Source organism: Kitasatospora sp. NPDC127067, from assembly GCF_042724755.1.
GTDB classification, from domain to species: domain Bacteria; phylum Actinomycetota; class Actinomycetes; order Streptomycetales; family Streptomycetaceae; genus Kitasatospora; species Kitasatospora lactacystinica.
In genome coordinates this window covers 1-25,772 of record NZ_JBHXEM010000103.1, presented here as the reverse complement: position 1 = coordinate 25,772, position 25,772 = coordinate 1, and the positions used below count along the sequence as shown (strand labels likewise).

Genomic DNA, 25,772 nt, shown 5'->3' with positions numbered 1-25,772 from the left:
CGGCGTGGCGAGGCGCACTCGGCGCGAGGCGGGACATCAAGACACCCTCTCCGGTCGGGCGGTGGCCCGGGTCGATCGGTACGGAACGGCGTCAGCGTAACCACACCGGTCGCACGGGCGCCAACGGATTTCCGTGCCAACGGATTTCCGCGCCAACGGATTTCCGTGCCACCGACCCTCGCCGCCACGACGGGGATAAGGGCGCGCACGATGTCCGTATGCAGATGACCAACGTGCCGCGGCCGGCGACCCCCGACGACGCTTCGGCCGTCAGCCGATTACTGGCCCTGGCCTTCGCCGACGACCCGGTGATGTGCTGGTTCTTCCCCGACCGGGCCACCCGGCAGGCGGGGCTGGGTGGTTACTTCACCACGCTGTTCACCCGGCAGTACGGCCGGCACGGCGTGTGCGAGCGGACCGCGGACGCGGCCGCGTTCTGGATGCCGCCGCGGGCGCAGGACAAGGCGGTCCCGGACGAGGAGACGCTCCGGGAGCTGGCGGGGCTCCTCGGCGACCGGGCCGAGCCGTTCCGGCGCTCCGTCGGGGCGGCCGCCGCCAACATGCCGCAGGAGCCCTACTGGTACCTGGCGGTCATCGGCGCCGACCCGGTCGCCCGGGGCCGGGGGCAGGGCGGCGCCCTGCTGCGCTCCGGACTGGCCAAGGCCGACGCGGACGGGCTGCCCGTCTACCTGGAGTCCTCCAAGGAGGAGAACCTGGCGGTCTACGGACACTTCGGCTTCGAGGTGCTGGAGGAGGTCCGGCTGTCGGAGGGCGGGCCGGCGCTCTGGGTGATGCGGCGTGCGGCCCGAGCGTAGTGCCGACTGCCGCCGGGCCCCCGGCATCGGCTCGGGTCCGGGGCCGCGGTCAGTCGTCGACGGGCAGCTCCGTCGGGACGGCGAGCACGTCGACCAGGGCCTCGCCGCGCAGGACGGTCAGCGGCAGCGGGCGGCCGATCGCGTCGGCCAGCATCAGGCGCTGGAGGGCCTGGGCGCTGCCCATCGGCTCGTCGGCGGCGGTGAGCAGCAGGTCGCCCTCGTGCAGCCCGGCGCGGTCGGCGGGCGCGCCGGGCACCACCTCGACGATCCGCAGGCCGGTGGGCTGCCCGGTGCGGTGGCGCAGGGCGGGCGACAGGGGCGCGGGCACTCCGGCGAGGCCGAGGTAGGCGCGGCGGATCCGGCCGTCGGCGAGCAGGGCGGCGACGATCCGGCGGCTGGTGGCGTTGATCGGGACGGCCAGGCCGAGCCCGTTCCCGGCCACCGCCGTGGTGATGCCGACGACCTCGCCGTTCGCGGTGGCCAGCGCGCCGCCGGAGTTGCCCGGGTTGAGTGCGGCGTCGGTCTGGATCACGTTGTCGATCACCCGCGCGGTGCTGCCGGAGCGGGCCGGGATCGAGCGGCCGAGCGCGCTGACCACGCCCGCCGTGACCGTCCCGGCCAGCCCCAGCGGGTTGCCGACGGCGACGACCAGCTGTCCGACCCGCAGGCCGGTCGCTTCGCCGAGTGCCACCGGCTTCGGGGTCGGCCCGTCGGCGCGCAGCACGGCGAGGTCGGAGAGCGGGTCGGCGCCGATGGTGTGGAACGGGGCGGTGGTGCCGTCGGCGAAGGCGAGCGTGCCGGCGTCGGCGTGGCCGACGACGTGGGCGTTGGTGAGCAGGAACCCGTCCTCGGTGAAGACCACGGCCGAGCCAAGCGCCGTGCTGAACCAGCCGCCCCGGCCGCGCCGGGGGACCTGCAGCGCGGCGACCCGCGGGGTCAGCGTGGCGGCCACGGTGGTGACGATCAGGGAGTAGGCGTCCAGCGGGGCCTGTGCCTCGGGGACCGGGCTCGGTCCGGGGAGCGTGTCGGCCATGGTGCTCACCCCTCTCGCGGGCGTGGTTCTCACGATGGCACCAGGTGGCAACAACGCCGGGGCGCCCGGTCTTCCGCGTTCTTGCGCAGGTGCCGTCCTGACGCGTTCTTGACGTGCGGGAAATTCCCAAGAGAAGGAAAAGCGGGAATATAGTTCGAGTAAAGCCGTAGTCGTGGGAGGGGCCGATGGACACGACCATGCTGGAGCCGGACTGGCACGCGCTCGGCGGGCCGGGGGACGGGCCGCTGGGGACGGAGCACCTCCTGGTCGCCGTGGCCGGGGAGACGGGCCCCGCCGGTGCGGCCCTCGCCGCGGCCGGGGCGGGGGCGGACACCCTGCGCGCCCTGGTCCGGGAGCGGGAGGGGCGCTGGACGGCCGACGACGGGCCCGCCGCCGTGCCCGACCGGGAGGCGCCCGGCGCCGTCGGGGCGGCCGGCCGGCCGCTGAGCGGGGCCGCCGCCCGGGCACTCGCCGTGGCGACGGAGCACGCCCGCCGGGACGGCGAACCCGCCTGCACGGCCGCACACCTGCTGCGCGCCCTGCTCGCCGACGGGAACGCCGGGAACGGCGCCGGGCGCGACGGGCACGGCGACGGGAATGGCGCGAACGCCGGGCCCGGCGACCGGACCCGCGCCGCCGAGCTGCTGCGCGCGGCCGGCGTCGCGCCGCAGGCCGTCCTGGACCGCCTCGACGGTGCCGTGCGCCGCGGCGGTGACCTCGACCCGCTGCTCCACCCCACCCGGGAGACGCTGCTGGCCCGCCGCGGCCACCGGGCCCCGCGCTGGAAGCGCCTGCTGCAGCCGGGCCCGTCCGGCCCGGCGGCCTGGATCCGGCCGGAGGCCGACGCCCAGGCCGAGCGCCTCGGCCGCCGGACGCCCGGCACCGAGCACGTCCTGCTCGCGCTGCTGGCCGTGCACGAAGTGGCCCGCCACGAGCCGGGGTTGGCGGCGGAGGACGGCGCCGGCGAGCTGCTCGCCGGGCTCGGCCTCGACTACGCCCGGGCGCACGCCGCGCTCGACTCCGGTGGGGTGACGCTGCCCGCCGACCCGCGCGCGGTCGAGGCCTACCTGACCGAGATCGCAGGTCAGGGCACCGATCGGCTGGTCCGGGCGTTGCTGGAGGAGGACACCCGGGCCCGGCGTCTGGTCGAAGCCCTGCGCGGCTGAGCCGCCGGCGGGTCGGTGAACCGCGACACGGAGAAGAGAGGAAGGGACACCCGATGCACGTCACCCTCGCCGAGGAGCTGATGCTGCTGTCGCTGGACGACGAGTCCGGCGTGGCGAAGGACGCCCCCACCGCCGCCTGGGCCGCCGCGGGCGGCATCCTGGCCGAGCTGGTGCTGGCCGGGCGGGTCACGATCGAGGACGGCCGGCTCACCGTCACCGACCGGACCCCGACCGGGGAGCCCCTGGTGGACGGCCGGCTGGCCAGGCTCGACGCGTGGGCCGCCGGCCGCCGCTCCGGCAGGGCCAAGGCGGGCGACTGGCTGACCAAGGACCGGTCCACGGCGGTCGCCGACACGGTCGGGCGGCTGTGCGAGCGCGGCCTGGTGGTCGAGGAGCGGCGCCGGGCGCTGGGCCTCTTCCCGGTCCGCCGCTACCCGGAGGCGGACGGCAGCGTGGAGCGGGAGCTGCGCGGGCGGCTGGCCGCGGCCGTGCTGAACGGCGCCGAACCGGACCTGCGCACCGCCGCCCTGGTGGCCCTGCTGCACGGCTCCCGGCTGCACCGGCTGGCCTTCCCCGAGCTGCCCCGCAAGCAGGTCGAGCCGCGCTTCGCCGAGATCGCCGCCGGTGACGGGGCGGCCGAGTCCGTCCGCGAGGCGATCCGGGCCGTGCAGCTCACCATGGCCGCCGTCTCCATCGCGGCCACCGTGGCGGCGACCACCGCCGCCACCGTCTGAGCACGCCGGGCGGGCTGCCCGCGGAGCCGTGCGCGGCCCGCCCGCCCGTGCGCGGCCCGCCCGCCCGTGTGCGCCGCCCCGTTCGGACCGTTCAGAGCACCGCGGCGCCGAGGGTGATCGAGCCGAGCACCACCAGCACCCCGAGCGCGAGGAACCCGTACTCCAGCCCGGCCCGCTCCCGCCCGTCCACCAGCACCTGCCGCGGGTCCGCCGGGTCGTAGCGGACCGGGACGAAGCCGCCGTCCGGCAGCGGGTGGCGGGCGGTGGAGGGGACGGGGGAGAAGACCTCGACCACCCGGCCGTCCTCGGTCTCGAACTGGAGCAGCGGCCGCGGCGGCAGCGTGCGGTCCTCCGGTGCCGGGGCGCGTTCGCGCACCAGCGCCCGCACCGGAACGCCGACCCGGCGCAGCCGCCGCAGTTCGCGCAGGCCGACCACCCCGGCGAGGTAGGCGACCACGCCGCCCAGCGCACCGAACACCACCACGGCGAACCCGGCCGTTCCGCCCACCGCCGCCTCCCTGTCCGAGACTCCCCCAGGGCTCCAGTATCACGCTGCCGGGGCGCTCTTGACGTCCCGGAATGGTCCAGTCCACGCTGAGCGACGGCATGTTCCTGCCACCACCGGGCCGCCCGCCGCCCCGCCCGGCCCCGACCACCGCAAGGAGCACCGTCCGTGACCAAGAGCCCCGCCGTCCTCGCCGCGCTCACCGTCCTCACCCTCGGCTGCGCCGCCCCCGCGGCCGTGGCCGCCCACCCGGCCGCCCCCGCGGCCGTCGCGGCCGTCGTCAAGGTCGGCACCGCCAAGCAGCTCCAGAGCGCGCTCGCCGCCGCCGTACCCGGCCGGACCATCCAGCTCGCCGACGGCACCTACTCCGGCAACTTCAAGGCCACCGCCTCCGGCACCGCCGCCGCCCCGATCACCCTCACCGGCTCGGCGAAGGCCGTCCTCACCACCCCCACCGGCGGCGGCTACGGCCTCCACCTCGACGGCGCGAGCTACTGGACCGTCCAGGGGCTGACCGTCACCGGCGCCCAGAAGGGCATCATGGCCGACTCCGCGGACCACGTGGTCCTCGACGACGTGACGGTCCACCACACCACCATGGAGGGCGTGCACTTCCGCAACTCCAGCGCCTACGGCACGCTGCGCAACTCGCGCATCCACGACACCGGCCTCGGCCGGGACGGCATGGGCGAGGGCGTCTACGTCGGCACCGCCAACACCCTGACCGACCGCAGCGACCACGTGCGGATCACCGGCAACACCTTCGGCCCGAACATCGGCGGCGAGAACGTCGACCTCAAGGAGGGCACCACCGGCGGCCTGGTCTCCGGCAACACCTTCGACGGCGACGGCCTCACCGGGCGCAACTCCGACGACTCCTGGGTCGACGTGAAGGGCAACGACTACGTCATCGAGAACAACACCGGCCGGCGCACCACCGACGACGGCTACCAGACCCACAGCCTCCGGCCGGGCTGGGGCTGCGGCACCGTATTCCGGGGCAACCGCTCCGACCTCACCGGCGCCACCGGCCCGGACCGGTACGCGATCGACGTGACCGACTACGACGCGGCGACGTGCAAGGTCACGATCGGCGCGGACAACACCGTCACCGGGGGCCGGGGCCTGGTCAACCCCGGCGTCCCGGTGGGGTGATCGCCGGCCGGTCGGTCACACGTCCCCGAGCGGCACGTTCGGGTCGGCCAGCGCCTTGGTGTCCACCACCCGTCCCGAGCGCACCAGTTCGCGGATCGGGTCGGTGACGTCCCAGACGTTGACGTTCATCCCCGCGAGCACCCGGCCGCCGGACAGCCAGAACGCGATGAACTCGCGGGTGGCCGGGTCCCCGCGGAACACCACCCGGTCGTAGCCGTCCGGCTCGACGTAGCCGACGTACTCGGCGCCGAGGTCGTACTGGTCCGTGAAGAAGTAGGGAACGCGGTCGTAGACGGCGTCCTCCTGCCCGAGCAGGGCACGGGCGGCGGTCTGCGGCTGGTTGAGGGCGTTGGCCCAGTGCTCGACCCGGATGTGCCGATCGAACAGCGGGTGGTAGGCGTTGGCGACATCGCCGGCCGCGTAGACGTCCGGGTCGGAGGTGCGCAGGTGCCGGTCGGTCCTGACGCCGTTGTCGACCTCCAGCCCGGCCGCCTCGGCGAGGCCGGTGGCGGGGGAGATGCCGATGCCGACCACCACCGCGTCGGCGGCCACCGTCGTGCCGTCCGCGAGCCGTACGCCGTTCACCGTGCCGCCCTCGCCGGTCAGTTCGGCCACCTTGACGCCGAAGCGCAGGTCCACGCCGTGCTCCCGGTGCAGGTCGGCGAAGACCTGGGCGACCTCCCGGCCGAGCACCCGCAGCAGCGGCAGTTCGAGCGCCTCCAGCACCGTCACCTCGGCGCCCGCCTCCCGGGCCGCGGCCGCCACCTCCAGCCCGATCCAGCCCGCGCCGATCACCGCGATCCGGGCCCCCGGCCGCAGCGCCGCCTTGATCCGGTCGCTGTCCTCGACCCGGCGCAGGTAGAGCACCCCGTCCTGGTCCGCGCCGGGCACCGGCAGCCGGCGCGGCACCGAGCCGGTGGTCAGCAGCAGCTTGGCGTACTCCACCCGGCCGTCGTCGGCGAGCGTCACGGTGTGCCCGGCCGGATCGATCGAGGCCACCGCCGTGCCCAGGCGCAGCGTGACGTCGTGCTCCGCGTACCACTGCGGAGGGTGGACGTAGATCTTCTCCCGGGGCGTCTTCCCCAGCAGGTAGCCCTTGGACAGCGGCGGCCGCTCGTACGGGCGCTCGTGCTCGTCGCCGATCAGGACGATGCCGCCCCGGTACCCGGCCTCGCGCAGCGCCTCGGCCGCCTTCGCGCCGCCCAGGGACGCCCCGACGATGACGACCGGGCGCTGCCGCCCGCCGTCCGCTCCGGTGGTCCCGGTGTCCGTGCCCGCCATGCTCGACTCCTCGTTCTCCGGCCGTGATCGGGGTCAGCCTGCCGCCGTGCGGGTGGTCTGTCGAGACCGCGCCTGGCGCGCCGCGCCGCGCTCGCCCGTTTGAGTGAATGTGACCCCCCTGGCGGGCCTCAGCCGGTCATCGCCTCCCTGACCAGTGCGGTGTCGGTGAACTGCTCGAAGCGCACGATCCGGCCGCCGCGCACGGTGAAGCGGTGGGCGATCCGGACCGCGAGCGGTTTTCCGGTGGTCTTGTGGACCGCCGTGTAGCGGCCCAGTACCACCACGGTCTCGCCATCCACCACGTAGGTGTCGTCGTGGGCCGTCCAGTCGTCCCACTCGGCGGCCAGCCGCTCCATCACATGGGTGGTGACGCCCTTCGGGGTGCGGTAGGTGCCGGCCAGCGGGAAGCCGGCCATCTCGGTCCACTCCACGTCGTCGGCCAGGGTGGCGCGCAGCGCGGCCAGGTCGCCCCGGGCGGACGCCAGGTACTGGCGGCGCACCACGTCGGCGGGGGCGGACGACTCGGCGAAGGAGGAGACGTCCCGGGGGATCTCGATCATCGTCCGCTCACCCCCAGGCCATCTCGCCCATGGCGACCTTGGTGCCGATGTCCACCGCGATCCGCAGCCCCAGCTTCGGGAAGCGCCGCTCCAGCGACTCCTTGGCGGAGGCCGCGTCCGGGGCCCGGCCGATCTCGGTCTCGAAGGCGCGCAGGTAGGCCCGGGTGTGGTCGACGGCGTTCAGGTCGGTGGGCGCGCCGGCGACCCGGTGGCCGGCCGCCACCCAGGTCGGGTGGAGCGCCTCGATGCCGTCCAGCAGGTCGATCCAGGCGGCCCGTTGGGCGGAGGTCGGGGTGTCCGCCGTCCACACGTGCAGGCCCTCGAACAGCAGCACCCCGCCCAGCACGGCGCGGTGGTGGTGCTGCCAGAGGTAGTGCCGGTCCGGCAGGTGGAAGTCGGCGCCGCGCAGCTCGAAGCGGTGGCCCTCGAAGACCAGCTCGTCCCCGTGCAGCACCTCGGGCCGCACCAGCCGGGTGGGCAGCTCCGGGCCCAGGTGCGCCCAGGCGCGCAGCTTGGCCTCGTACGTCTCCTGGATGTGCTCGACGGTGGAGGCGGTGGCCAGGAAGCGGGCCTGCGGGAAGGCGTCCTGGACCTCCTGGGCGCCGAAGTAGAAGTCCGGGTCGCCGTGGCTGACGAAGACGGTGGTCAGCCGCTTGCCGCTCGCCCCGATCCGTTCCACCAGGCGGCGCCCGTCCGAACGGGTGAACCCGGCGTCCACCAGCAGGGCGTCGTCCGGGCCGGTGACCAGGACGGAGGTCTTGTTGAGCGAGCTGTCGGGGGTGTCGACGATCTCGAAGTCGAGTGCGCTCATGCTCCCTCGCTCCGCTCGGCGGGCGCTTCGCGCAACGCGCAGCGCTCGATGGTCCGCTCACTGCGTTCGCTCACGTTCGGTGTCCTTCCTCGGGCCGGGCACGCCTCGCCGTCAGCATCGGCGGTCCGCGGCCCGTCCGCATCCGGAGCCGGAACACCTACTGGCGGCTCCAGAGCGTGAGGTCGCTGCTGGTGGCCACCGCGAGGGTCCGGCCGGTCGGGGAGAAGCCGGCCGCGCGGAAGGTGGACCGGTCGGAGTCGAGGACCAGCCACCAGCTCTCGCCGTGCTCACCCTGCCACGGCCCGCGGCCGCTGGCGAGCAGCACCCGGTGGTGCGGCCACTCCGGGGCGACCACCTCGATGTGCCAGCCGCCCTCGGCGGCCGTGTGCAGCCCGCCGCCCCACGTCCCCGCCACCGGGATGCGCACGTCCGCGACCTGGCCGAGGCCGGGGCAGGAGAGGTCCAGGCCGTCCGGGTCCTCGGCGGGCTCGTGGTCGCGGGCCAGCTTGAGGCCGGTCACCGCGTCGAACAGGCCGTGGCCGCCGTGCGAGACCGTCAGCACCAGGTCGTGCCCGCTCTCGGGGTGGACGGCGAAGCCGATGCCGAGCAGCCCGCCGACCGCGATCAGCCCCCGGCCGACGGGCCGCCACGGCTCCGGCGGGTCGGTCACCCCGGCGGCCATGATCCGGTCGCGGAGGTGCTGCTGGTGCGGGGTCAGGGCCATGCAGCCGATCATCCCACCGGGGCGTTGCCCCCGCGCCGGCCCGTCGGCGCGGCGCTCCTCCGGCGCTCCTCCGGTCCTCCTCCGGCGCCCCCTCCGGTCAGTGGGCCGGACCCAGCCGCAGCACCGCCAGCGCCCCCAGCGCGGTGGCCGCGGCCAGCGGCACCCACAGCGCCCCGGAACCGCCCGCCAGCAGCGCCGTCAGCACGGCCGGGGCCGCCGCCCGGCCCACCCCCGCCGACACCTCCCAGCGCGCCAGCGCCCGCCCCAGCAGGTGCGGCGGGGCGACGGACGCCACCAGCGCCGTGCCCGAGCCGGTGTAGAGGATCTCGCCCAGCGTGTACAGCACCGAGACCGCCGCGATGCCCACCGACCCCGGCACGCCGCCCAGCGAACCGACCGCCCAGAAGCCCAGGTACGACACCGCCAGCAGCGCCCCCGAGGCGGCGAGCACGACGTGCCGCGGACGGTCCGCCAGCCGCAGCACCAGCGCCAGCTGCAGGGCGATCACCAGCACCGTGTTGCCGACGAAGATGCCCGAGGACCAGGCCGGCGAGGCGTGCAGCCGCAGCACCAGCAGCGCGGGCAGCGCCACCTCCAGCACGTCGAAGCAGAACGCGTACGGCAGGTTGGCGACGCTCAGCAGGGTGATCCGGCGCAGCGGCTCCGCCCGCTCGGGCGCGTCCGCAGGCCGGTCCTGGCGCGGAGCCCGCACCCGCAGCGAGCCCACCAGGACCGCCGCGCCCAGGCAGGCCGCGCCCGTCACCCCGGCCAGCAGCCGGATCGCGCCCGCCCCGCCGCTCACCGCCAGCGTGGCCAGCAGCGCGCCCGCACCCATCCCGGCGTTGCGCAGCGACCGCCCGGCGGCCAGCGCGGCGTCCCGCAGCCGGCCCTCGGTCAGGGTGCTCACCACCGCCGCGTGGGTGGTCGGCCAGGACTGGCTGCCCACCCCGAACAGCACCGCCGCCGCCGTGAATCCCGGCAGGCCGTCCGCGAGCAGCAGCGTCAGCGCGCCCGCCGCCCGCAGCAGCAGGGTGGCGGCGGCGGGCAGCGTCCGGGCGCCGCGGTCGATCCACCGGCCGGTCAGCGGCACCACCAACAGGCCCGCCAGCATCCCGGCCGAGAGCGCCAGCCCGGCCGCACCCGCGCCCAGGTGCAGCATGCCGACGCCGTACAGCAGCAGGAACGGCCGCAGCAGGCCGCCGCCCACCGCGTCCACCGCCAGCGCGACGGCGTACCGGGGCCCGCCGGCCGCGGTCAGCAGGCCCAGCAGCGCGGACGGGCTCCGGCGGCCCGGGCCGGCCGGCGGGGCGGGCGGCCCGCCGCGGCGGTCGGCGGCGTGGTCGTGGACGGACTTCTCCCGGATCAGGCTCATGGCCGGTACCGTCCGCCCGGGTCGGACCGCGGGGCACGCGGATTGACGCTTCCCGTCAATCCGCGGGAGCCCGGTCGACGGCGGGTGGCAGGATCCCCGGTGTGAGTTTGACCATCGACATCACGGGCCTGCCCGACGAGCGCCTGCTCTTCACGCCCTCCCCGCTCGGCGAGCTGAACGCCATGCTGCACGTGCTCGCCGAGCCCGCGCACCACCCCGCGCTGCAGGGCTGGGCCGGCTGCACCGCCACCGTGATCCCGCCCGAGCTGTCCGAGCGGCTGCTGGAGGCCGACTTCCTCTGGCGCTCCTCGCGCGCCGACTTCCTCGTGCCCGGCCTGCCCGGCGCCACCCTCGCCGAGGAGCTCGACGCCGTCGACCGGATCGACGACGAGCTGTACGTCGCCGCCGCCCTCATCACCACCTGCGGCTCCTCCCGGCTCACCCGGCGGATGGGCTCCCCGCTCACCGACCCGGAGGCCAACGAGCGGGCCCGGGAACTCGCCCTCGCCCGCGGCCCCCGGCAGGCCGCCTTCGCCGACCGGCTGCTCGCCGACCCGCCGGCCGTCCGGGGCCTGGTGCGGCGGTTGCTGGAGGACTGCCGGTCCGCGTTCTTCGCCGACGCCTGGCATCGCGTCCTGCCCGACCTCGCCGCCGACGCCCGGCGCAAGGCCGACCTGCTCGCCCGCCGCGGCCTCGCCGAGGCGCTCGCCGACGTCTCGCCCTCCGTCTCCCTCGACCAGGGCGGGGACGGGCGGCGCCGGATCGTCATCGACAAGCTCCAGGACAACACCACCAGCGGCACCGACGCCGGCGGCGTCACCTTCATCCCCACCGCCTTCGGCCGCCCGCACCTCCTGGTGGTGCACGCGCGCGGCTGGCGGCCCGTCCTCCAGTACCCCGTCGCCGAGGCGGGCCTGCCCGAGCCCGTCTCGCTCGCCCTCGTCCAGCAGCGTCTGGAGGCGCTCGCCCACCCCGTGCGGCTGCGCCTCGCCCGCACCATGGCCCGCGGCCCGCACACCACCGGCGAACTGGCCTCGGCCTGGCAGCTCAGCGCGCCCGAGGTGTCCCGGCACCTGGCGGTCCTGCGCAGGGCCGGGCTGCTCACCACCAGGCGGCGCGGGCGGTACATGCTCTACGAGCTGGACCTGGCGGGCAGCGCCCGGCTCGGCTCGGACTTCCTGGAGGCGGTGCTCCGGTGAGCGGAGGTGCCGCGGTGGGAGGAGGACCCGAGACGCGAGGAAGCGCCGCGGTGAGCGGGAACAGTCCGCGCACCCGGCGCGTTCGTCCGGTCATGATCGACGACGCCACTCCCGAGATCCTCCGCTACGCCGCCTTCGCCACCCGCCCCGAGGGCGGCAACCCGGCCGGCGTGGTGCTCGACGCCACCGGACTGACCGACGAGCGGATGCTCGCCGTCGCCGCCGAGGTCGGGTACTCCGAGACCGCCTTCCTGACCGCCGGCCCGACCGAAGGCACCTACCGGGTGCGGTACTTCAGCCCGCTCGCCGAGGTGCCGTTCTGCGGGCACGCGACGGTCGGCTCCGCCGTCGCCCTCGCCGAGCACACCGGCCCCGGACGGTACGTCTTCGTGACCGCGGCCGGGGACGTCCCGGTCGAGGTCGAGCGCGGGGCCGACGGGCTGTTGCGCGCCACCCTCACCAGCGTCGAGCCGAAGGTCGAGGAGGTGCCGGCGGCCGACGTGGCGCAGGCGCTCGCCCTGCTCGGCTGGTCCGCCGACGACCTCGACCCGGTCCTGCCGCCCCGTGTCGCCTACGCGGGCGCCCGGCACCTCGTCCTGCCGGTCGCCACCCGCGAGCGGCTGGCCCGGCTCGACTACGACTTCGACGGCCTCGCCGCGTACATGCGCGCCCGCGACCTGGTCACCCTGCAGCTCGCCTGGCGGGAGGCCCCCGAGGTCTTCCACGTCCGCGCCCCGTTCCCGGTCGGCGGCGTGGTCGAGGACCCGGCCACCGGCGCCGCCGCTGCCGCCTTCGGCGCGTACCTGCGGGAGCTCGGCGCGGTGACGGCCCCGGCCGTGCTGACGCTCCACCAGGGCGAGGACCTGGGCCGCCCGGGCGTCCTGCGGGTCGAGCTGCGGACGGAGGACACCCGGGTACGGGTCTCCGGCACGGCCGTGGCGATCGGCTAGCGGTTCCGGGCCTCAGGACGGCGTGGGCTGGAGCAGGACCTGCTCGCCCTCGCCCCGGGGCTCCTGACCGCACATCAGCACCACCGTGCTCGATCGCCGTGTCACCGGCCCAGGTCTGCCCCGCCCGGCCGGTGCGGGCGGAAAACCGTTGGCACGGGCCCGCCCCGGTGGGCGAAGCTGCTCCGATGCAGCGAGCGAGCAACCGGACCGTGACGGTCGATCTCACCTACGGCGACGAGTACTTCGGGCAGCTGGGGCCCTTCGAGGTGGAGCTCGGCTGGTGGTCCTCCGTGGACGAGGTGGTCGCGCGGGCGGCGGCGTCGGCCGGGGTGCCGGTGCTGGTGGCGCGGCTGGTCGACGGGCGGAGCGAGGAGCCGGGCCACGGCGGGCGGGTGCGCTACCACGCCGAGGCGAGCGAGCGGCCGAGGGCGCTCGACTCCCGGCCCCCGGAAGCGGGGACGGCCGCGCTGCTCGGCCCCGCCGAGCGCCGCGCCGCCTGGGCCACGCCGGAAGGGCTGCGGTCGGCGCTGGACTGGGCGGAGGCGGAACTCGCCGCCGTCGGTCGTCCGGCGGCCGGGCCCGCCCGGCAGATCCGGACCTGGAACCTCTCCGGCCTCTTCCGCCTCCCCACCGCGACCGGCGTGGACGCCTGGCTGAAGACCACGACGCCGGCGTTCAACGCCCACGAGGGCGAGGTCATCGCGCTGCTCGGCGGCGTCGACCGCACGCTCGTCCCGACCGTCCTCGCCGCCGACCCCTCCGGTGGGCGGCTGCTGCTCGACCACGTCCCCGGCGAGGACTGCTGGAACCCCTCCGCCGGGACCGTCGCCGACGTCGTCCCCCGGCTGGTCGCCGCCCAGGCCGCGCTCGCCGGCCGTCCGGACGACCTGGCCGCACTGCGCGACCGCACCCCGCGCGCCCTGGCGGCCCAGCTGACGGCCCTGCTGGACCGGCTCGCGGAGGAGACCGACCTGACGCCCGAGGAGCTGGACCGCCTGGCCGGCTTCGCCGCCGACCTGCCCGGGCTGCTGGACCGACTCGCCGCCTGCGGCCTGCCGGAGACCCTGCTGCACGGCGACTTCCACCCCGGCAACTGGCGGTCCGACGGCGGGAGCACGGTGGTCGTCGACTACGCCGACTCCTGCCTCGGTCATCCGGCCCTGGACGGGCTGCGCCCCCGCGCCTACCTCGGCCCGGAGGCCTGGCGGCACCACGCCGCGGTCTGGGCGGAGGCCTGGCGGCGCCACGCCCCCGGCTCGGACCCGCGCCGGGCCCTCGAACTCGCCGAGCCGCTCCACCACTTGTCCTACGCGCTGCGCTACCAGGAGTTCCTGGACCACATCGAGCCGAGCGAACGCCCGTACCACGAGGGCGACCCGGCCGCCGAGCTGCGCGCCGTACTGGCCTGCGGCCCGGTCGCCGGGCGGAGGTAGCCGGCCGGGGTGCGACGGCCGACGCCGGCGCCCGGGCCCTCGGAACCGCCGGTGGTGCCCGTCGCGGTCGTCGCGGCGGGCACCACCGGGCGCGTTCACTCGGCGGGGGCGATCCGGTAGCCGCCGCGCGCCGAGTGGAGGCTGAGCGCCTCGACCGGGCAGAAGTCCACCGCCTCGGTCAGCCCGTCCGTCGGCTCCGCGCCGCCGTCCGCGTACTCGGCCAGCGGTGCGGCCAGCCCGTCGGAACCGAGGACCAGCGAGTCGGGGGCGCTGAGGGCGCACATCCCGGAGCCGATGCAGCGGTCGCGGTCGACCCGGACGACCACCGGCTCGGTGTCCGCACGGCCCGTCACCACTCCACCCGCAGGGAGTTCGGGCTGCGGGTGAGCAGGCCGCGCCGCCAGTCGATCCGGTCGACCGGGTCGGCCAGCCGCAGGGCGGGCAGCCGGCGGGCCAGCCGGTGCAGGGCGAGTTCCAGCTCCATCCGGGCCAGCCAGGCGCCCAGGCAGTGGTGCGGCCCGGCGCCGAAGGTGAGCATGGGGGCGGCCAGCGGGGAGAACAGCTCGGTGCGCAGGTCCCCGGTGAAGGCCTCCGGGTCGTGGTTGGCGGCGTTCGCGTCGGCGGCGACCACGCTGCCGGCCGGGATGACCACACCGCCGATCTCGACGTCCTCGACGGTGCGGCGCATCAGTCCGGGCATGTGCTCCTGGCGGTCGCCGAGCGGGACGGCGCGCAGCAACTGCTCGGTCGCGGCGGCGGCGCTGGCCTCGTCGGAGGAGAGCCGCTGCCAGGCGTCGCGGCCGTCCTGGAGCAGGTAGACCAGGGCGTTGCCGAGGCTGGTCATGGTGGTCTCGTGGCCGGCCACGACCAGGCCGATGACCAGGACGACCAGCTGGCCCTCGGTGATCGAGCCGTCCTCGGCGGCGGCCGTGAGCAGCCCGCTGACCAGGTCCTCGCCGGGGGCGGCCCGGCGTTCGGCGATCACCTCGGCGCCGAAGGCGGCGAACTCGGTCATCGCGGTGACGATCGCCTCGGCGCTGTGGGCGGTGGTGGAGAGCGCGTGGTCGCTCCAGTGCGCGAGCCGCTTGCTGTCCAGGTTGTCCAGGCCCATCAGCCGGCTGATCACGGCGACGGGCAGCGGGCGGGAGTAGCCGGCGATGATGTCGGCGGGGGAGCCGTGGTCGATCAGCTCATCGATCAGCGACTCGACCACCGAGGCCACCCAGGGCCGCCAGCGCTCGATCGCGCGCGGGGTGAAGGCCCGCTGCACGGTGCGGCGCAGCCGCTGGTGCTCGGTGCCGTCGATGTTCAGCATGCTCTGCGGGTCGTCGAGGATGTTGGGCGTGACCGTGATCGGCGGGGCGTCCGGCGCGTAGAGCGGGGCGCGGCCCAGTCGCGGGTCGGTCAGCACCTGGCGCACGTCGGCGTGCCGGCTGACCAGCCAGACCGGCGTGCCGGTGGGCAGCGCGGCGAGGCGGGGCGGGCCGGGTTCGAGTCGGCGCATGCAGTGCAGCGGGGGGAGCGGGGCGGTGCCGGCGCTGGTCGCACTGTTCTCGGTGGACATCCGTACTCCAGACTCCAGGGCGGTGGGCCGCGGGACGCGACCCGACGGGGGGTGAATCCGGGGATCGTGCGGGGGACGGGTGATGCGGCCGGCTGGCGGCTCGACACGGGCCGGGGTTCGGTCGGGCTCCTACGGGGTGTGGCGCGAAATGCGCGCGGGTGCACGGTCGGTGCGCACCCGGCGCGGTCGGTGCGCGGTCGCGCGCCGACGGGTGGGGCGGGTGTGCTGAGCGTGGTCGCGTGGACCGTCTCAGCTACGACCGTACGTGGGGGGCGGGGCGCCCGTCTGCGGCACTTCCAGCCAACGCCGGTGCTTTCCGGGCACTTCGAGGAGCGCTGACAGGCGCTCAGCGCCGCCCGTGCGCCCCCGTCCTCAGGGCCGCGCCGGGCGGTCCCGGGCGCTCGGCGGATACCCGGGCGGCACATGCCGCGGGAGAGCCCGCGGGCCGTGGCAGCGCTGTCGGACGCGCCGCCGGCAGGTCCGGTGAGCCGTATCACACCGTGTCGTGCGGGATCGCCCGGGACGCTCCGCGGGTGACCGGCCGGGCGGGCGATACGCTTCGTGGGCAGTTCGTCTTGCAGTCGTGTTGTCGCAGGTCACGCCGGTGCAGAGCCGCACCGGCAGACGGAGGTGGAATCGGATGCCCCAGCAGGTCAAGGCAGTCATCGCGCGCGCCAAGGGCGCGCCCGTGGAGGTGACCACGATCGTGGTGCCGGACCCTGGCCCGGGCGAGGCCGTGGTCCGGATCCAGGCGTGCGGCGTCTGCCACACCGACCTCCACTACCGGGAGGGCGGTATCAACGACGAGTTCCCGTTCCTGCTCGGCCACGAGGCCGCGGGCATCGTGGAGTCGGTCGGCGAGGGCGTCACCGAGGTCGAGCCCGGTGACTTCGTGGTCCTCAACTGGCGTGCGGTGTGCGGCCAGTGCCGCGCCTGCAAGCGGGGCCGCCCGCAGTACTGCTTCAACACCCACAACGCGAAGCAGCGGATGACGCTGCTGGACGGCACCGAGCTGTCCCCGGCCCTGGGCATCGGCGCGTTCGCCGAGAAGACCCTGGTCGCGGCCGGCCAGTGCACCAAGGTGGACCCGGCGGCCGACCCGGCCGTCGCGGGCCTGCTGGGCTGCGGCGTGATGGCGGGCCTCGGCGCCGCGATCAACACCGGCAACGTGGGCCGGGGCGACTCGGTCGCGGTGATCGGCTGCGGCGGCGTCGGCGGCGCGGCCGTGATGGGCTCCCGGCTGGCGGGCGCCGCGAAGATCATCGCGGTGGACATCGACGACCGCAAGCTGGAGACCGCCCGCGGGCTGGGCGCCACCCACACCGTCAACTCCCGCACCACCGACCCGGTCGAGGCGATCCGCGAACTGACCGGCGGCAACGGCGCGGACGTGGTGGTCGAGGCGGTCGGCCGTCCGGAGACCTACAAGCAGGCCTTCTACGCCCGGGACCTGGCCGGCACCGTCGTCCTGGTCGGCGTGCCGACCCCGGAGATGACGCTGGAGCTCCCGCTGCTCGACGTCTTCGGCCGCGGCGGCGCGCTGAAGTCCTCCTGGTACGGCGACTGCCTGCCCTCGCGGGACTTCCCGATGCTGATCGACCTCTACCTCCAGGGCCGCCTGGACCTCGGTGCCTTCGTCACCGAGACCATCGGGCTCGACTCCGTGGAGCAGGCCTTCGAGCGCATGCACCAGGGCGACGTCCTGCGTTCGGTGGTGGTCCTGTGACCTCGGCCCGCGTCGACCGGCTGGTGACCGCCGGGACCTTCGAGCTCGACGGCGGCAGCTGGGAGGTGGAGAACAACGTCTGGATCGTCGGGAACGACGAGGAGGCGGTGGTGATCGACGCCGCGCACGACGCCGAGGCCATCGAGGCCGCGCTCGGCGGGCGCCGGCTGCTGGCGATCGTCTCCACCCACGCGCACAACGACCACATCGACGCGGCCCCGGCGCTCGCCGCCCGCACCGGTGCGCCGATCCTGCTGCACCCGGACGACCTTCCGCTGTGGAAGCTCACCCACCCCGAGCGGCTGCCGGACGGCGAACTGGCCGACGGCCAGCGGATCGAGGTGGCCGGCACCGAGCTGACCGTGCTGCACACCCCGGGGCACGCGCCGGGCGCGGTCTGCCTGTACGCGCCCGGGCTGGGCACCGTCTTCACCGGCGACACCCTGTTCCACGGGGGGCCGGGAGCCACCGGCCGGTCGTTCTCGCACTTCCCGACGATCATCGACTCGATCCGCGAGCGGCTGCTGACGCTCCCGGCCGAGACCGTGGTGCGCACCGGCCACGGCGACCCGACCACCATCGGCGCCGAGGCCCCGGCCCTGCCGGAGTGGATCGCGCGCGGGCACTGACGCCCCGCCCGTACGCCCCCGGGGAACGCCCGTTCCCCGGGGGGCCGTACCATCGCGATCATGGCCCATGACCCGCGCGACCTCGACGACTCCTTCCTCGCCTTCTGGCGGGAGCGGCACATCTCCACGCTGACCACCACCCGCCCGGACGGCACCCCGCACGTGGTGCCCGTGGGTGTGACGTACCAGCCGGAGACGGGCACCGCCCGGGTGATCACCAGTCGCACCAGTCGCAAGGCCCGCAACGTCGCCGAGGCCGGGCCCGGGGGCCAGCGGGTCGCGGTCTGCCAGGTGGACCGGGCCCGTTGGTCGACCCTGGAGGGGGTGGCGGTCGTCCGCGACGAGCCCGAGCAGGTCGCCGAGGCGGAGCGCCGCTACGCCGAGCGCTACCGGGAGCCGCGGGTCAATCCGGACCGGGTGGTCATCGAGATCACCGTCGACCGCGTCCTCGGCCGGGCCTGAGCGCGCCCGCCCGGGGATCCGGCTGGTGCCTGGTGCCTGGTGCCGGTGTTGCCGTACGGGCGACGGCCGCCCCCAGCACCGGAATCACCTGAAACGGTGGCGGATTCGTCACCGTCGGTGACGTGAATGCCGTTATGGAAAGCTGCGAACTTGCCTCCACAACTTCTTCCATGACGGCGCGTTGATGTGACCTGATTGGCCGCGCATGGTCAAGCGGAGGCGATGGGTATCAGTACACCCGCCTCGGCGAACTCGGGGGAACGACGCCGGGGACGCGAATTCCGCGTACCCGAATGTGAGCACTCGGGAGTGGGGGACGGATCGGTGTGCGGGAGTGCCGGACGGCATCCCGCCGTTCTCCGGTCGGAGACGCGGTGCCGGTGGCCCGCAGGTGCGGCCGATGGTGTGACGGCCCGGCGATAGCGGCTCGTCGACGCGTGAACAGGCGTCGGAAAGCCGGGCCCTTGTGCTGCCCATTCGCCGCCGGCAGCGGAAGCCGCCGCCCTGCCGAACCCTTCAGTGGCCGGCCCCGGATTCGGGCCGCACGCATTTCCCCGGCGACCCGGCACGACGACCCCGCGGGGTCGATGACCGTGTTCTCGGTTCAGAGGTTCTGATCGCGATCCAACTGCCCTGGGGCGACCGCGGCGCCATGCCGTCGCGCTCTTCGCCAGAGTTCCCGTGGCGGCCTGGGCGAGGGTGCTGAAGGTCGGTCAACTCCTGCTCGTGGCCTTGCTCGCGGGCGCCACCGCGGTGTTCTTCCAGACCTCGTACACCGCCTACCTGCCGGACCTGGTGAAGCCGGAGGACCAGGCCGAGGGCAACGCCAAGCTCCAGGGCAGCGCCTCCGCGGCGCAGATCGTCGGGCTCGGCTGTGGCGGCCTGCTCATCCAACTCGCGGGCGCGGCCAGCCGGATGCTGGCCAACACGACGACCTTCCTGCTCGCGACGCTCTGCCTGGTCGGCATCCGGCACCGGGAGGCCGCTCCCGAGCGGGTCGAACGACCGCGCGGCGCCATGGCCAAGGAGATCCGGGAAGGACTGGGGCTGCTCTTCGGCGACCCCTTCCTGCGGAGCCTGGCGCTCTTCGGAGCGGCGTCCAACCTCGCCCTGTCCGGTTACCAGTTGCTCACCGTGGTCTCACCTGAACGGGGGAGTTCCCCGCGCGGCGGGAGGGCGCGGGTTGTGAGCATGGGTACGGCCGGCCCGGGCGGCCGCGGCGCAGGACCCGCCGGCCCGGCCGGGGGACTCCCCGAGGAAGGAAGCACCCGCCCATGGAGGCATCCGCACAGATCGGCGTGACGGGGCTCGCGGTGATGGGCCGCAACCTGGCGCGGAACTTCGCCCGCAACGGCTACACGGTCGCGGTGCACAACCGCACGCCGGGACGGACCACGGCGCTGGTCGAGGAGTTCGGCCACGAGGGCGCGTTCGTCCCGGCGGGCTCGCCGCAGGAGCTGGTGGCCGCGCTGGAACGGCCCCGCCGGCTCCTGATCATGGTGAAGGCCGGGCAGGCCACCGACGAGGTCATCGAGGAGTTCGCCCCGCTGCTGGAAGCGGGCGACATGATCATCGACGGCGGCAACGCGCACTTCGCCGACACCCGCCGCCGGGAGCGGGCGCTGCGCGAACGCGGCATCCACTTCGTCGGCAGCGGCGTCTCCGGCGGGGAGGAGGGCGCGCTGCACGGCCCCTCGGTCATGCCCGGCGGCTCCGCCGAGTCCTACGCCGTCCTCGGCCCGATGCTGGAGCGGATCAGCGCCCACGTGGACGGCGATCCGTGCTGCACCCACATCGGCACCGACGGGGCCGGCCACTTCGTGAAGATGGTGCACAACGGCATCGAGTACGCCGACATGCAACTCATCGCCGAGGCCTACCACCTCCTGCGGGAGGTCGGCGGGTACACCCCGGCCGAGATCGCCGAGACCTTCCGGAACTGGAACAAGGGGCGGCTCGACTCCTACCTGATCGAGATCACCGCCGAGGTGCTCGCCCACACCGACGCCGCCACCGGCAGGCCCTTCGTCGACATCGTCCAGGACGCCGCGGAGCAGAAGGGCACCGGACGCTGGACGGTGCAGACCGCCCTCGACCTCGGGTCCCCGGTCACCGCCATCGCCCAGGCCACCTTCGCCCGGGTCGCCTCCGCCCGGGCCGAACTGCGGGCGGCCTACTGGTCGCTGCCCGGGGGGACCCGGCAGGAACTGCGCCCGCACGAGGCCGAGCGCTTCACCCGCGACGTCGAACAGGCCCTCTACGCGTCGAAGGTCATCGCCTACGACCAGGGCTGGACCATGATCCGCGACGCCGCGGCCGAGTACGGCTGGGACATCGACCTGGGGGCGGTGGCGAGGATCTGGCGCGGCGGCTGCATCATCCGCGCCGCGTTCCTCGACCGGATCCGCGCCGCCCACGCCGCCAACCCCGACCTGGTCAGCCTGCTCGCCGAGGAGCAGTTCGCGTCCGAGGTCTCCGACGCCCAGGCGGCCTGGCGCACGGTGGTGGCCGGCGCGGCCCAGCACGGCATCCCCGTGCCGGCGTTCTCCGCCGCGCTCGCCTTCTACGACACCCTGCGCAGCGAGCACCTGCCCGCCGCGCTGATCCAGGGGCAGCGCGACTTCTTCGGCGCCCACACCTACCGCCGCACCGACCGTCCGGGCAGCTTCCACACGCGCTGGGCCGAGCCCGGCCGCCCCGAGGTGCGGACGGACGGCGGGACGGCGTAGCGCGTCACCGGCCGGCCCGGCCGTCGCGGCCGCGCGTTCGGGGCGGCTCGGTACCGGGGCGGCTCAGTACCGGGCGTCGGTGGCGTCGAGGGTGATCTCCGCGATCCGGGCGTGGCCGGGGCGGCCCATCGCCCATGCGACGGCGGCCGCCACGTCCTCGGCGAGCAGCGGGTGGTACGGCCAGTCGGTGACCTGGTGGACGCGCGGGGCGGCGGCCCCGGACAGGACCGAGGCGAACTCGGTGTTGGTGGCGCCGGGGGAGATCAGGCAGATCCGACAGCCGCCGGGCGGCCGTTCCTCCTCGGCGAGCGAGCGGACGAAGCCCGCCAGCCCGTGCTTGGTGGCGGCGTAGGCCGCGTAGCCGGGCGAGGGCCGGGTGCCGAACAGGGAGCCGACCAGCACCAGGTCCCCGCCCCGGGCGTCCAGTTCGGGCAGGAGCAGGCGCGTGACGATCATCGGGGCGAGCAGGTTGACCCGCAGCTGGGACTCCCACGGCGCGCTGTCGGCCTCCCGCACCGGTCCGTGGCCGCGGCCGTGCCCGGCCGCCAGCACCGCGCCGGCGAGCGGGCCGGGCAGGGCCGCGAGGACGTCCGTCAGCGCGCCGGCCAGTTCGTCGGTGCGCTCCAGGTCCAGGGGCGCCGCGACGGCGGCGGTGCCGTGGTCGGCGGACAGCTCCGCGGCCAGCGCCTTCAGGCGCTCCTCGCGCCGGGCGATCAGCACCAGGTCGTGCCCGCGGGCGGCGAGCCGGCGCGCGGTGGCCGCTCCGATGCCGCTGCTCGCTCCTGTGATGAGCACGGTTCCCGCTGCGCCGGACATGCGGCCTCCTGTTCCTCGGGGGACGTGGTGCGGGGACGACGGGTGCGGGGACGACGGAGCTCAGCGGCCGGCGGGACCCGGGGGCGGGCTCAGGCCTTCTTCCGCTCCGCCGCCCGCTCGATCTCGGCGAGCATGTCGCGCGGGAACCAGAGGCTGCTCGCGCCCGCCAGGGCGACGGCCGCCGCCCCGACCAGCACCGGCACGATGCCGACCCGGGAGGCCAGCCACCCGCCGACGAAGGCGCCGACGGGCAGGGTGGCGGTCAGCACGGCCTGGAGGAAGGCGTTCACGCGGCCCAGCAGGTGGGCGGGGGTGACGAGTTGGCGCCCCGTGGTCATGGCGATCGACCAGACGGTGGCCAGCAGTCCGAACAGCAGCTGGTACAGCACCAGGACCGGGAACGGCAGCCCCAGGGAGGCCGCCGGGATGAGGAAGAGGGCGGCCCCCGCGCCCACGGCGCACAGCCGGATGGCCCGGGCCATGCCCAGCGAACGGGTGACGGAGGTCGCGGCCAGCACACCGGAGCCCATTCCGACGGCGTACGCGGCGTAGACGGCGCCGAGCTGCCACGGGGGCAGCTGCAGTTCCCGGTCGGCGTACAGGACGAACAGGCCGCCGCCGGCCCCGCCGCCCAGGTTGAGTCCGGCCGCGGCCAGGGCCTGGCGGCGCAGCAGGGTCTCGCGCCGGATGACCGCCAGGCCTTCCCGTAGGGCTTCGAGGCGGGAGCGCGCGCCGCTGCCCGCGTTCGCCGGCCGGTTCAGGGAGGTCGGCAGCGCGAGGAACAGGGCCCCGCCGACGAGGTAGGCGGCGCACTCGACCAGCAGCGCCGGGGCCGGGTCGATCACGCTGATCAGGAGGCCGCCGAGCGCGGGCCCGCCGATCAGGCCGATGGTCCGGGCGCCGGTGAGCGAGGAGTTGGCCGGCAGCAGGCGTTCCGCGGGCACCACGCGGGGCAGACAGGACTGCAGCGCGACGCTCTGGGCGGAGTTCAGCGCCCCGGAGGCGGCGGCCGCGGCGAACAGGTGCGGCCAGGTCAGGCCGTTCAGCGCGGCCGCGAGCGGCACGCTGCCGATGGCGGGGACCTGCAGCCAGGACAGCGAGACCAGCATCCGCCGTAGCCGGGCCCGGTCGACGGCGACGCCGATGAGGGGGCTGAGCAGGACGCCGGGCAGGTAGGTCATCGCCATCAGCGCCGAGGCGCCCAGCGGGCCGGCGTGCAGGTGGGCGATGGCCAGCAGCGGCAGCGCCAGCGCGGTGACCTGGCGTCCCACCGAGCTGGTCATCTGCTCCGTGACCAGCAGCAGCAGCGGACGGTGCCGGCGCAGCGGCACGGATTCCGGGGCCGGGGGCGGGGTCGCGGGCGGGCCGGACTCCGCGGGTACGGACGACTCCTCGGCCGTGGAAGATCCCATGTATCAGACTCCTGTGTCGGGCACGGTCCAGTGGCGGATGCGTGGAGGCAGTGTCACCGCCCAGCCCCGCGTGACGAGCACGAGGCCTTCGGACGCCAGGACGGACACGGCCTCACGGCCCGTACTGCTGAGGTCGTCCAGGGCGGTGGGGGTCAGGCAGGCCCGGAAGGTGGCCACCAGGTCGGGGTGGTCCAGCGCGAAGCGGGCCGAGGCGTCCGGGTCCCGGCGGTCCCTGACCTGGAGGAAGCCCGGTCCCTGCCGGTAGTAGAACCGCCCGTACGCGTAGGTGGAGCGCCACTCGGCCAGGGCGGGTTCGGCCTCCGCGGCCCCGGAGGGGTCGGCCGTCCCGGGATCCTGCGGGGCGGGCGGCGGCAGGTGGTGCAGGTGGTGGAGGGCGAAGTCGGCGGCGGAGGGGTCCCGCAGCGCCGGGTCGTCCGGGGCCAGGGACCACCGCACCGGGAGCACGTGGCTCTGGCACTCGCGCAGCAGCCGGACGGCCTCGGCGGCGGGCCGCCCGCCCGCGCCGAGGGGGACCGGCGCGGCGAGGACGACCAGCCGGCCGTCCAGCCGGTGGGGGACCGTGTCCGGCAGGTCCGGCAGGTCCGGCGCCGCGAGGGAGGGCTTGGCGATCGGCATCACGCCACCTCCTCGGGGGTGGGGAGGGCGGCCGGGAAGGCGGTGTCCAGGTCGGGTGCGCGGACCGGCACCGCCCGGGTGGGCAGTGCGAGCAGGGTGTCGTCGTCCTTGAACACCAGTCCGTGCGCGAGGAGTTCGCGTCCCCAGTCGGTGAGCGTGTCCAGTGGGACCTCGTACCCGGCCTCGGCCAGGCGGCGGTGCAGGGCGGGGAGCGTGCGGCCGTGCTCCAGCTCGCGGAACGCGGCGGCCCGCCAGTGCGTCAGCCGGTGGGTGCGCCGCGGCCAGCCCTCGCGTTCGTCGTGGACGAGCAGGTCCCCCTCCTCGTCGCCGTCGCCGCCGTCCGCGGCCGGTTCGAGCAGGAGCCGGGAGGACGGGTAGGCCGCCGTCCAGCGGTCGATCTCCTCCGCCAGCCGTCGTTCCAGCTCGCCCTGGATGCCGGTGGCCGGGGCGTCGAACAGGTAGACCAGGTCCTCCAGTTCCTCCCGCGGCAGCTGGTAGACGTGCTGGTAGATGTCGGCGGGGCGGCGCTCGGTGAAGCCCAGCGCGGGGTTGGTGAAGTGCGGGCTGAACCGCTCCAGCGCGATGCGGGTGGCACCGCCCGGGGGCTGGAGGTGGCGCAGGGCGGGCATCTGGTCGATGATCTCCGTGTAGTCCTCGTCGCGTTCGCCCGGGAACCCGTAGAGGTAGTTCCAGACGCAGGTGAGCGCGTGGTTCTCGCACTCCCGCATGGTACGGACGTTGCGGGCGCCGGTGACCCCCTTGTCCATCAGACCGAGCACCCGGCTGTTCAGGCTCTCGATGCCGGGCTGGACGTGGGTGACCCGGGCGCGGCCCAGCAGGGCGATCTGGTCCTGGCTGAGGTTCGACTTCACCTCGTAGTGGATGCGCAGGTCCCACCCGCTGTCGGCGGCCCGTGGCAGGAAGTCACGGAAGTAGTCCATGCTGATGATGTTGTCGACCGTGATGACATCGAGCAACTTGTGCCGCTGGACGAGCCGTTCGATCTCGGACCAGAGCTGCTCGCCGTTCTTCGAACGGAACTCCATCAGGCTGCCGTTGAGCCCGCAGAAGGTGCAGTGGTGCTTCTCGCCCCACCAGCAGCCGCGGGCACCCTCCACCACGAGCTTGGGCTCGACGAACTCGGCCACCGGGGAGGAGTCGAAGGACTCCTGCCAGGCGTCGAAGTCGGGGCTGGGCAGCAGTCCGATCGGGACGGTGCCCTTGGCCTCCCGGTTGGCGCGCGAGGTGGCGCCGTCCCACCAGCAGACCCCGGGGACGTCCGCGGGGGCCGTGCCGCGCTCGATGTGGGCGAGCAGCGCCGGGAAGGTCCTCTCGGCCTCCCCGCGCACGACGTGGTCCAGGAAGGGGTGGTTGCGGTGCAGGGCGTGGCCCATGACGCTGTCGCAGTTGCTGCCGCCCAGCACGGTGACGACCTCGGGCCGCAGGCGCTTGATCTCCCGGGCGAGGGCGAGCGAGGGCACGTTCTGCAGGAAGGTGGTGGTCATGCCGACCACGTCGGGGTCGGTGGCGAGCACCTCCCGGGCGGCCTCGGCGATGAACCGCGCGGCGTGCGGGCGCATCCGCAGCAGGCTGTCGATCGACGATCCGGTGCGGGCCGCGTAGGCGGTGAGCTGCTCGGTGCCCCACTGGTCGTCGTCGTAGAGGCTGCCGGAGAAGACCCAGTCGCCGAAGCCGTCGAACACCTGGTCGTCGGCGACGGTCATGTACTCCGTCGGGGTCAGTTCGCCGTCGCTGTGCTCCAGCAGGAACTCGGCCCAGCGCAGCCACCCGTGGTACTCGGCGACCTCGTCGGCCGGCCGTTCCCGGGCGACGAGTGCGTGCAGGAGACCGACCTGGAGCGACGGCATCTCCAGGGCCTGCCACGGCATGGAGACGAGCGCGATACGCATTCCCTGGCCTTTCGGACTCTCGTACGGTGAAGAGGACAGTGGAGAGGCGGGGGGGGGCCCCCGGGGGGGGGGGCGCCGGGGGGACCACAATGAAATAAGAAAATAACAAAAAAAAAAGAGGGCGAAAAATGAGGGTGTTTTAGTAGTGGG

The 25,772-nt window shown here is 75.0% G+C and carries 25 protein-coding genes; 12 read left to right on the top strand and 13 right to left on the bottom strand.

Features of this window, described 5'->3' with window-relative positions:
* Positions 1-218: 218 nt before the first annotated feature.
* Complete coding sequence (locus tag ACFWJ4_RS31040) at positions 219-815, top strand: GNAT family N-acetyltransferase (RefSeq protein WP_380549820.1); 597 nt, start codon at positions 219-221, stop codon at positions 813-815.
* Positions 816-864: 49 nt separating this feature from the next.
* Here the strand turns inward: ACFWJ4_RS31040 and ACFWJ4_RS31035 are convergent, their stop codons facing one another.
* Entirely contained in the window at positions 865-1,848 is a 984-nt protein-coding gene (locus ACFWJ4_RS31035; RefSeq protein WP_380549817.1) for a S1C family serine protease, read from the bottom strand.
* Positions 1,849-2,033: 185 nt separating this feature from the next.
* Between ACFWJ4_RS31035 and ACFWJ4_RS31030 the strand changes: the two genes are divergently transcribed.
* Positions 2,034-3,014: a Clp protease N-terminal domain-containing protein gene (locus ACFWJ4_RS31030; protein ID WP_380549814.1), complete on the top strand. Its 981-nt coding sequence runs from the start codon at positions 2,034-2,036 to the stop codon at positions 3,012-3,014.
* A 53-nt stretch (positions 3,015-3,067) separates the two neighbouring features.
* Positions 3,068-3,748, top strand: coding sequence for a GPP34 family phosphoprotein (locus ACFWJ4_RS31025; protein WP_380549811.1), 681 nt, complete (start codon positions 3,068-3,070; stop codon positions 3,746-3,748).
* A gap of 91 nt (positions 3,749-3,839) precedes the next feature.
* On the opposite strand, the gene ACFWJ4_RS31020 is transcribed toward ACFWJ4_RS31025, so the two are convergent.
* Positions 3,840-4,256 (bottom strand): DUF3592 domain-containing protein, encoded by a 417-nt coding sequence (locus ACFWJ4_RS31020; protein WP_359900317.1) that lies wholly within the window; start codon positions 4,254-4,256, stop codon positions 3,840-3,842.
* Between the two features lie 165 nt (positions 4,257-4,421).
* Here ACFWJ4_RS31020 and ACFWJ4_RS31015 point away from each other — a divergent pair, with 165 nt between their 5' ends.
* Positions 4,422-5,408 (top strand): right-handed parallel beta-helix repeat-containing protein, encoded by a 987-nt coding sequence (locus tag ACFWJ4_RS31015; RefSeq protein ID WP_380549808.1) that lies wholly within the window; start codon positions 4,422-4,424, stop codon positions 5,406-5,408.
* Positions 5,409-5,423: 15 nt separating this feature from the next.
* Here ACFWJ4_RS31015 and ACFWJ4_RS31010 read toward each other — a convergent pair whose 3' ends face one another.
* From ACFWJ4_RS31010 to ACFWJ4_RS30990, 5 genes are all read right to left on the bottom strand, one after another.
* Entirely contained in the window at positions 5,424-6,689 is a 1,266-nt protein-coding gene (locus ACFWJ4_RS31010; RefSeq protein WP_380549805.1) for an NAD(P)/FAD-dependent oxidoreductase, read from the bottom strand.
* Positions 6,690-6,817: 128 nt separating this feature from the next.
* The gene (locus ACFWJ4_RS31005; protein ID WP_359900321.1) at positions 6,818-7,249 is read right to left on the bottom strand and encodes a nuclear transport factor 2 family protein; all 432 of its coding nucleotides are present in this window, start codon (positions 7,247-7,249) and stop codon (positions 6,818-6,820) included.
* 7 nt (positions 7,250-7,256) lie between these two features.
* A complete protein-coding gene (locus ACFWJ4_RS31000; protein WP_380351134.1) occupies positions 7,257-8,060 on the bottom strand; it encodes an MBL fold metallo-hydrolase in 804 nt (267 codons plus the stop codon).
* A gap of 157 nt (positions 8,061-8,217) precedes the next feature.
* Entirely contained in the window at positions 8,218-8,784 is a 567-nt protein-coding gene (locus ACFWJ4_RS30995) for a hypothetical protein (protein WP_380549802.1), read from the bottom strand.
* A 97-nt stretch (positions 8,785-8,881) separates the two neighbouring features.
* Complete coding sequence (locus tag ACFWJ4_RS30990; RefSeq protein WP_380549799.1) at positions 8,882-10,156, bottom strand: MFS transporter; 1,275 nt, start codon at positions 10,154-10,156, stop codon at positions 8,882-8,884.
* Between the two features lie 101 nt (positions 10,157-10,257).
* Between ACFWJ4_RS30990 and ACFWJ4_RS30985 the strand changes: the two genes are divergently transcribed.
* The 3 genes from ACFWJ4_RS30985 (at position 10,258) to ACFWJ4_RS30975 (ending at position 13,738) form a co-directional block, all read left to right on the top strand.
* Positions 10,258-11,355 carry a DUF5937 family protein gene (locus tag ACFWJ4_RS30985; RefSeq protein WP_380549796.1) on the top strand — a complete coding sequence of 366 codons (1,098 nt, stop codon included), beginning with the start codon at positions 10,258-10,260 and terminating at the stop codon, positions 11,353-11,355.
* 92 nt (positions 11,356-11,447) lie between these two features.
* A complete protein-coding gene (locus ACFWJ4_RS30980; RefSeq protein WP_380549835.1) occupies positions 11,448-12,305 on the top strand; it encodes a PhzF family phenazine biosynthesis protein in 858 nt (285 codons plus the stop codon).
* 185 nt (positions 12,306-12,490) lie between these two features.
* On the top strand, positions 12,491-13,738 hold the full coding sequence (locus tag ACFWJ4_RS30975; protein ID WP_380549794.1) for an aminoglycoside phosphotransferase family protein: 1,248 nt from the start codon (positions 12,491-12,493) through the stop codon (positions 13,736-13,738).
* Positions 13,739-13,833: 95 nt separating this feature from the next.
* Here the strand turns inward: ACFWJ4_RS30975 and ACFWJ4_RS30970 are convergent, their stop codons facing one another.
* Both ACFWJ4_RS30970 and ACFWJ4_RS30965 read right to left on the bottom strand, forming a co-directional pair.
* Positions 13,834-14,091, bottom strand: coding sequence for a ferredoxin (locus ACFWJ4_RS30970; protein WP_359900334.1), 258 nt, complete (start codon positions 14,089-14,091; stop codon positions 13,834-13,836).
* A complete protein-coding gene (locus ACFWJ4_RS30965; RefSeq protein WP_380549791.1) occupies positions 14,088-15,302 on the bottom strand; it encodes a cytochrome P450 in 1,215 nt (404 codons plus the stop codon). Before ACFWJ4_RS30965 ends, ACFWJ4_RS30970 begins: the two co-directional genes overlap by 4 nt.
* Before the next feature lie 640 nt (positions 15,303-15,942).
* Here ACFWJ4_RS30965 and ACFWJ4_RS30960 point away from each other — a divergent pair.
* The 5 genes from ACFWJ4_RS30960 to gndA all read left to right on the top strand — a co-directional run bounded on the left by ACFWJ4_RS30960 (position 15,943) and on the right by gndA (position 20,848).
* A complete protein-coding gene (locus tag ACFWJ4_RS30960) occupies positions 15,943-17,028 on the top strand; it encodes an S-(hydroxymethyl)mycothiol dehydrogenase (RefSeq protein ID WP_380549788.1) in 1,086 nt (361 codons plus the stop codon).
* Positions 17,025-17,657 (top strand): MBL fold metallo-hydrolase, encoded by a 633-nt coding sequence (locus ACFWJ4_RS30955; RefSeq protein ID WP_380549785.1) that lies wholly within the window; start codon positions 17,025-17,027, stop codon positions 17,655-17,657. Before ACFWJ4_RS30960 ends, ACFWJ4_RS30955 begins: the two co-directional genes overlap by 4 nt.
* Before the next feature lie 60 nt (positions 17,658-17,717).
* Positions 17,718-18,119 (top strand): TIGR03618 family F420-dependent PPOX class oxidoreductase, encoded by a 402-nt coding sequence (locus ACFWJ4_RS30950; RefSeq protein ID WP_359900341.1) that lies wholly within the window; start codon positions 17,718-17,720, stop codon positions 18,117-18,119.
* Positions 18,120-18,800: 681 nt separating this feature from the next.
* Positions 18,801-19,421, top strand: a complete 621-nt coding sequence (locus tag ACFWJ4_RS30945; protein WP_380549783.1) for an MFS transporter — start codon at positions 18,801-18,803, stop codon at positions 19,419-19,421.
* A complete protein-coding gene (gene gndA, locus ACFWJ4_RS30940; RefSeq protein WP_380549780.1) occupies positions 19,394-20,848 on the top strand; it encodes an NADP-dependent phosphogluconate dehydrogenase in 1,455 nt (484 codons plus the stop codon). Before ACFWJ4_RS30945 ends, gndA begins: the two co-directional genes overlap by 28 nt.
* A gap of 63 nt (positions 20,849-20,911) precedes the next feature.
* On the opposite strand, the gene ACFWJ4_RS30935 is transcribed toward gndA, so the two are convergent.
* From ACFWJ4_RS30935 to ACFWJ4_RS30920, 4 genes are all read right to left on the bottom strand, one after another.
* On the bottom strand, positions 20,912-21,664 hold the full coding sequence (locus ACFWJ4_RS30935; protein WP_380549777.1) for an SDR family oxidoreductase: 753 nt from the start codon (positions 21,662-21,664) through the stop codon (positions 20,912-20,914).
* An 89-nt stretch (positions 21,665-21,753) separates the two neighbouring features.
* Entirely contained in the window at positions 21,754-23,076 is a 1,323-nt protein-coding gene (locus tag ACFWJ4_RS30930) for an MFS transporter (RefSeq protein WP_380549773.1), read from the bottom strand.
* A 3-nt stretch (positions 23,077-23,079) separates the two neighbouring features.
* Positions 23,080-23,712 (bottom strand): DUF5825 family protein, encoded by a 633-nt coding sequence (locus ACFWJ4_RS30925; protein ID WP_380549770.1) that lies wholly within the window; start codon positions 23,710-23,712, stop codon positions 23,080-23,082.
* Positions 23,712-25,622, bottom strand: a complete 1,911-nt coding sequence (locus tag ACFWJ4_RS30920; RefSeq protein ID WP_380549767.1) for a RiPP maturation radical SAM C-methyltransferase — start codon at positions 25,620-25,622, stop codon at positions 23,712-23,714. Before ACFWJ4_RS30920 ends, ACFWJ4_RS30925 begins: the two co-directional genes overlap by 1 nt.
* Positions 25,623-25,772: the final 150 nt, after the last annotated feature.

What these genes read in the sequence shown, in the direction of transcription:
- ACFWJ4_RS31040 (WP_380549820.1), top strand. Translation starts at nt 219, where the DNA reads ATGCAGATGACCAACGTGCCGCGGCCGGCGACCCCCGACGACGCTTCG.
- ACFWJ4_RS31005 (WP_359900321.1), bottom strand. Translation starts at nt 7,249, where the DNA reads ATGATCGAGATCCCCCGGGACGTCTCCTCCTTCGCCGAGTCGTCCGCC.
- ACFWJ4_RS30950 (WP_359900341.1), top strand. Translation starts at nt 17,718, where the DNA reads ATGGCCCATGACCCGCGCGACCTCGACGACTCCTTCCTCGCCTTCTGG.
- ACFWJ4_RS30960 (WP_380549788.1), top strand. Translation starts at nt 15,943, where the DNA reads ATGCCCCAGCAGGTCAAGGCAGTCATCGCGCGCGCCAAGGGCGCGCCC.
- ACFWJ4_RS30935 (WP_380549777.1), bottom strand. Translation starts at nt 21,664, where the DNA reads ATGTCCGGCGCAGCGGGAACCGTGCTCATCACAGGAGCGAGCAGCGGC.
- ACFWJ4_RS31010 (WP_380549805.1), bottom strand. Translation starts at nt 6,689, where the DNA reads ATGGCGGGCACGGACACCGGGACCACCGGAGCGGACGGCGGGCGGCAG.
- ACFWJ4_RS31025 (WP_380549811.1), top strand. Translation starts at nt 3,068, where the DNA reads ATGCACGTCACCCTCGCCGAGGAGCTGATGCTGCTGTCGCTGGACGAC.
- ACFWJ4_RS30930 (WP_380549773.1), bottom strand. Translation starts at nt 23,076, where the DNA reads ATGGGATCTTCCACGGCCGAGGAGTCGTCCGTACCCGCGGAGTCCGGC.
- ACFWJ4_RS30980 (WP_380549835.1), top strand. Translation starts at nt 11,448, where the DNA reads ATGATCGACGACGCCACTCCCGAGATCCTCCGCTACGCCGCCTTCGCC.
- ACFWJ4_RS31030 (WP_380549814.1), top strand. Translation starts at nt 2,034, where the DNA reads ATGGACACGACCATGCTGGAGCCGGACTGGCACGCGCTCGGCGGGCCG.
- ACFWJ4_RS30965 (WP_380549791.1), bottom strand. Translation starts at nt 15,302, where the DNA reads ATGTCCACCGAGAACAGTGCGACCAGCGCCGGCACCGCCCCGCTCCCC.
- ACFWJ4_RS31000 (WP_380351134.1), bottom strand. Translation starts at nt 8,060, where the DNA reads ATGAGCGCACTCGACTTCGAGATCGTCGACACCCCCGACAGCTCGCTC.
- ACFWJ4_RS30920 (WP_380549767.1), bottom strand. Translation starts at nt 25,622, where the DNA reads ATGCGTATCGCGCTCGTCTCCATGCCGTGGCAGGCCCTGGAGATGCCG.
- ACFWJ4_RS30925 (WP_380549770.1), bottom strand. Translation starts at nt 23,712, where the DNA reads ATGCCGATCGCCAAGCCCTCCCTCGCGGCGCCGGACCTGCCGGACCTG.
- ACFWJ4_RS30990 (WP_380549799.1), bottom strand. Translation starts at nt 10,156, where the DNA reads ATGAGCCTGATCCGGGAGAAGTCCGTCCACGACCACGCCGCCGACCGC.
- ACFWJ4_RS30995 (WP_380549802.1), bottom strand. Translation starts at nt 8,784, where the DNA reads ATGGCCCTGACCCCGCACCAGCAGCACCTCCGCGACCGGATCATGGCC.
- gndA (WP_380549780.1), top strand. Translation starts at nt 19,394, where the DNA reads ATGGAGGCATCCGCACAGATCGGCGTGACGGGGCTCGCGGTGATGGGC.
- ACFWJ4_RS30975 (WP_380549794.1), top strand. Translation starts at nt 12,491, where the DNA reads ATGCAGCGAGCGAGCAACCGGACCGTGACGGTCGATCTCACCTACGGC.
- ACFWJ4_RS31035 (WP_380549817.1), bottom strand. Translation starts at nt 1,848, where the DNA reads ATGGCCGACACGCTCCCCGGACCGAGCCCGGTCCCCGAGGCACAGGCC.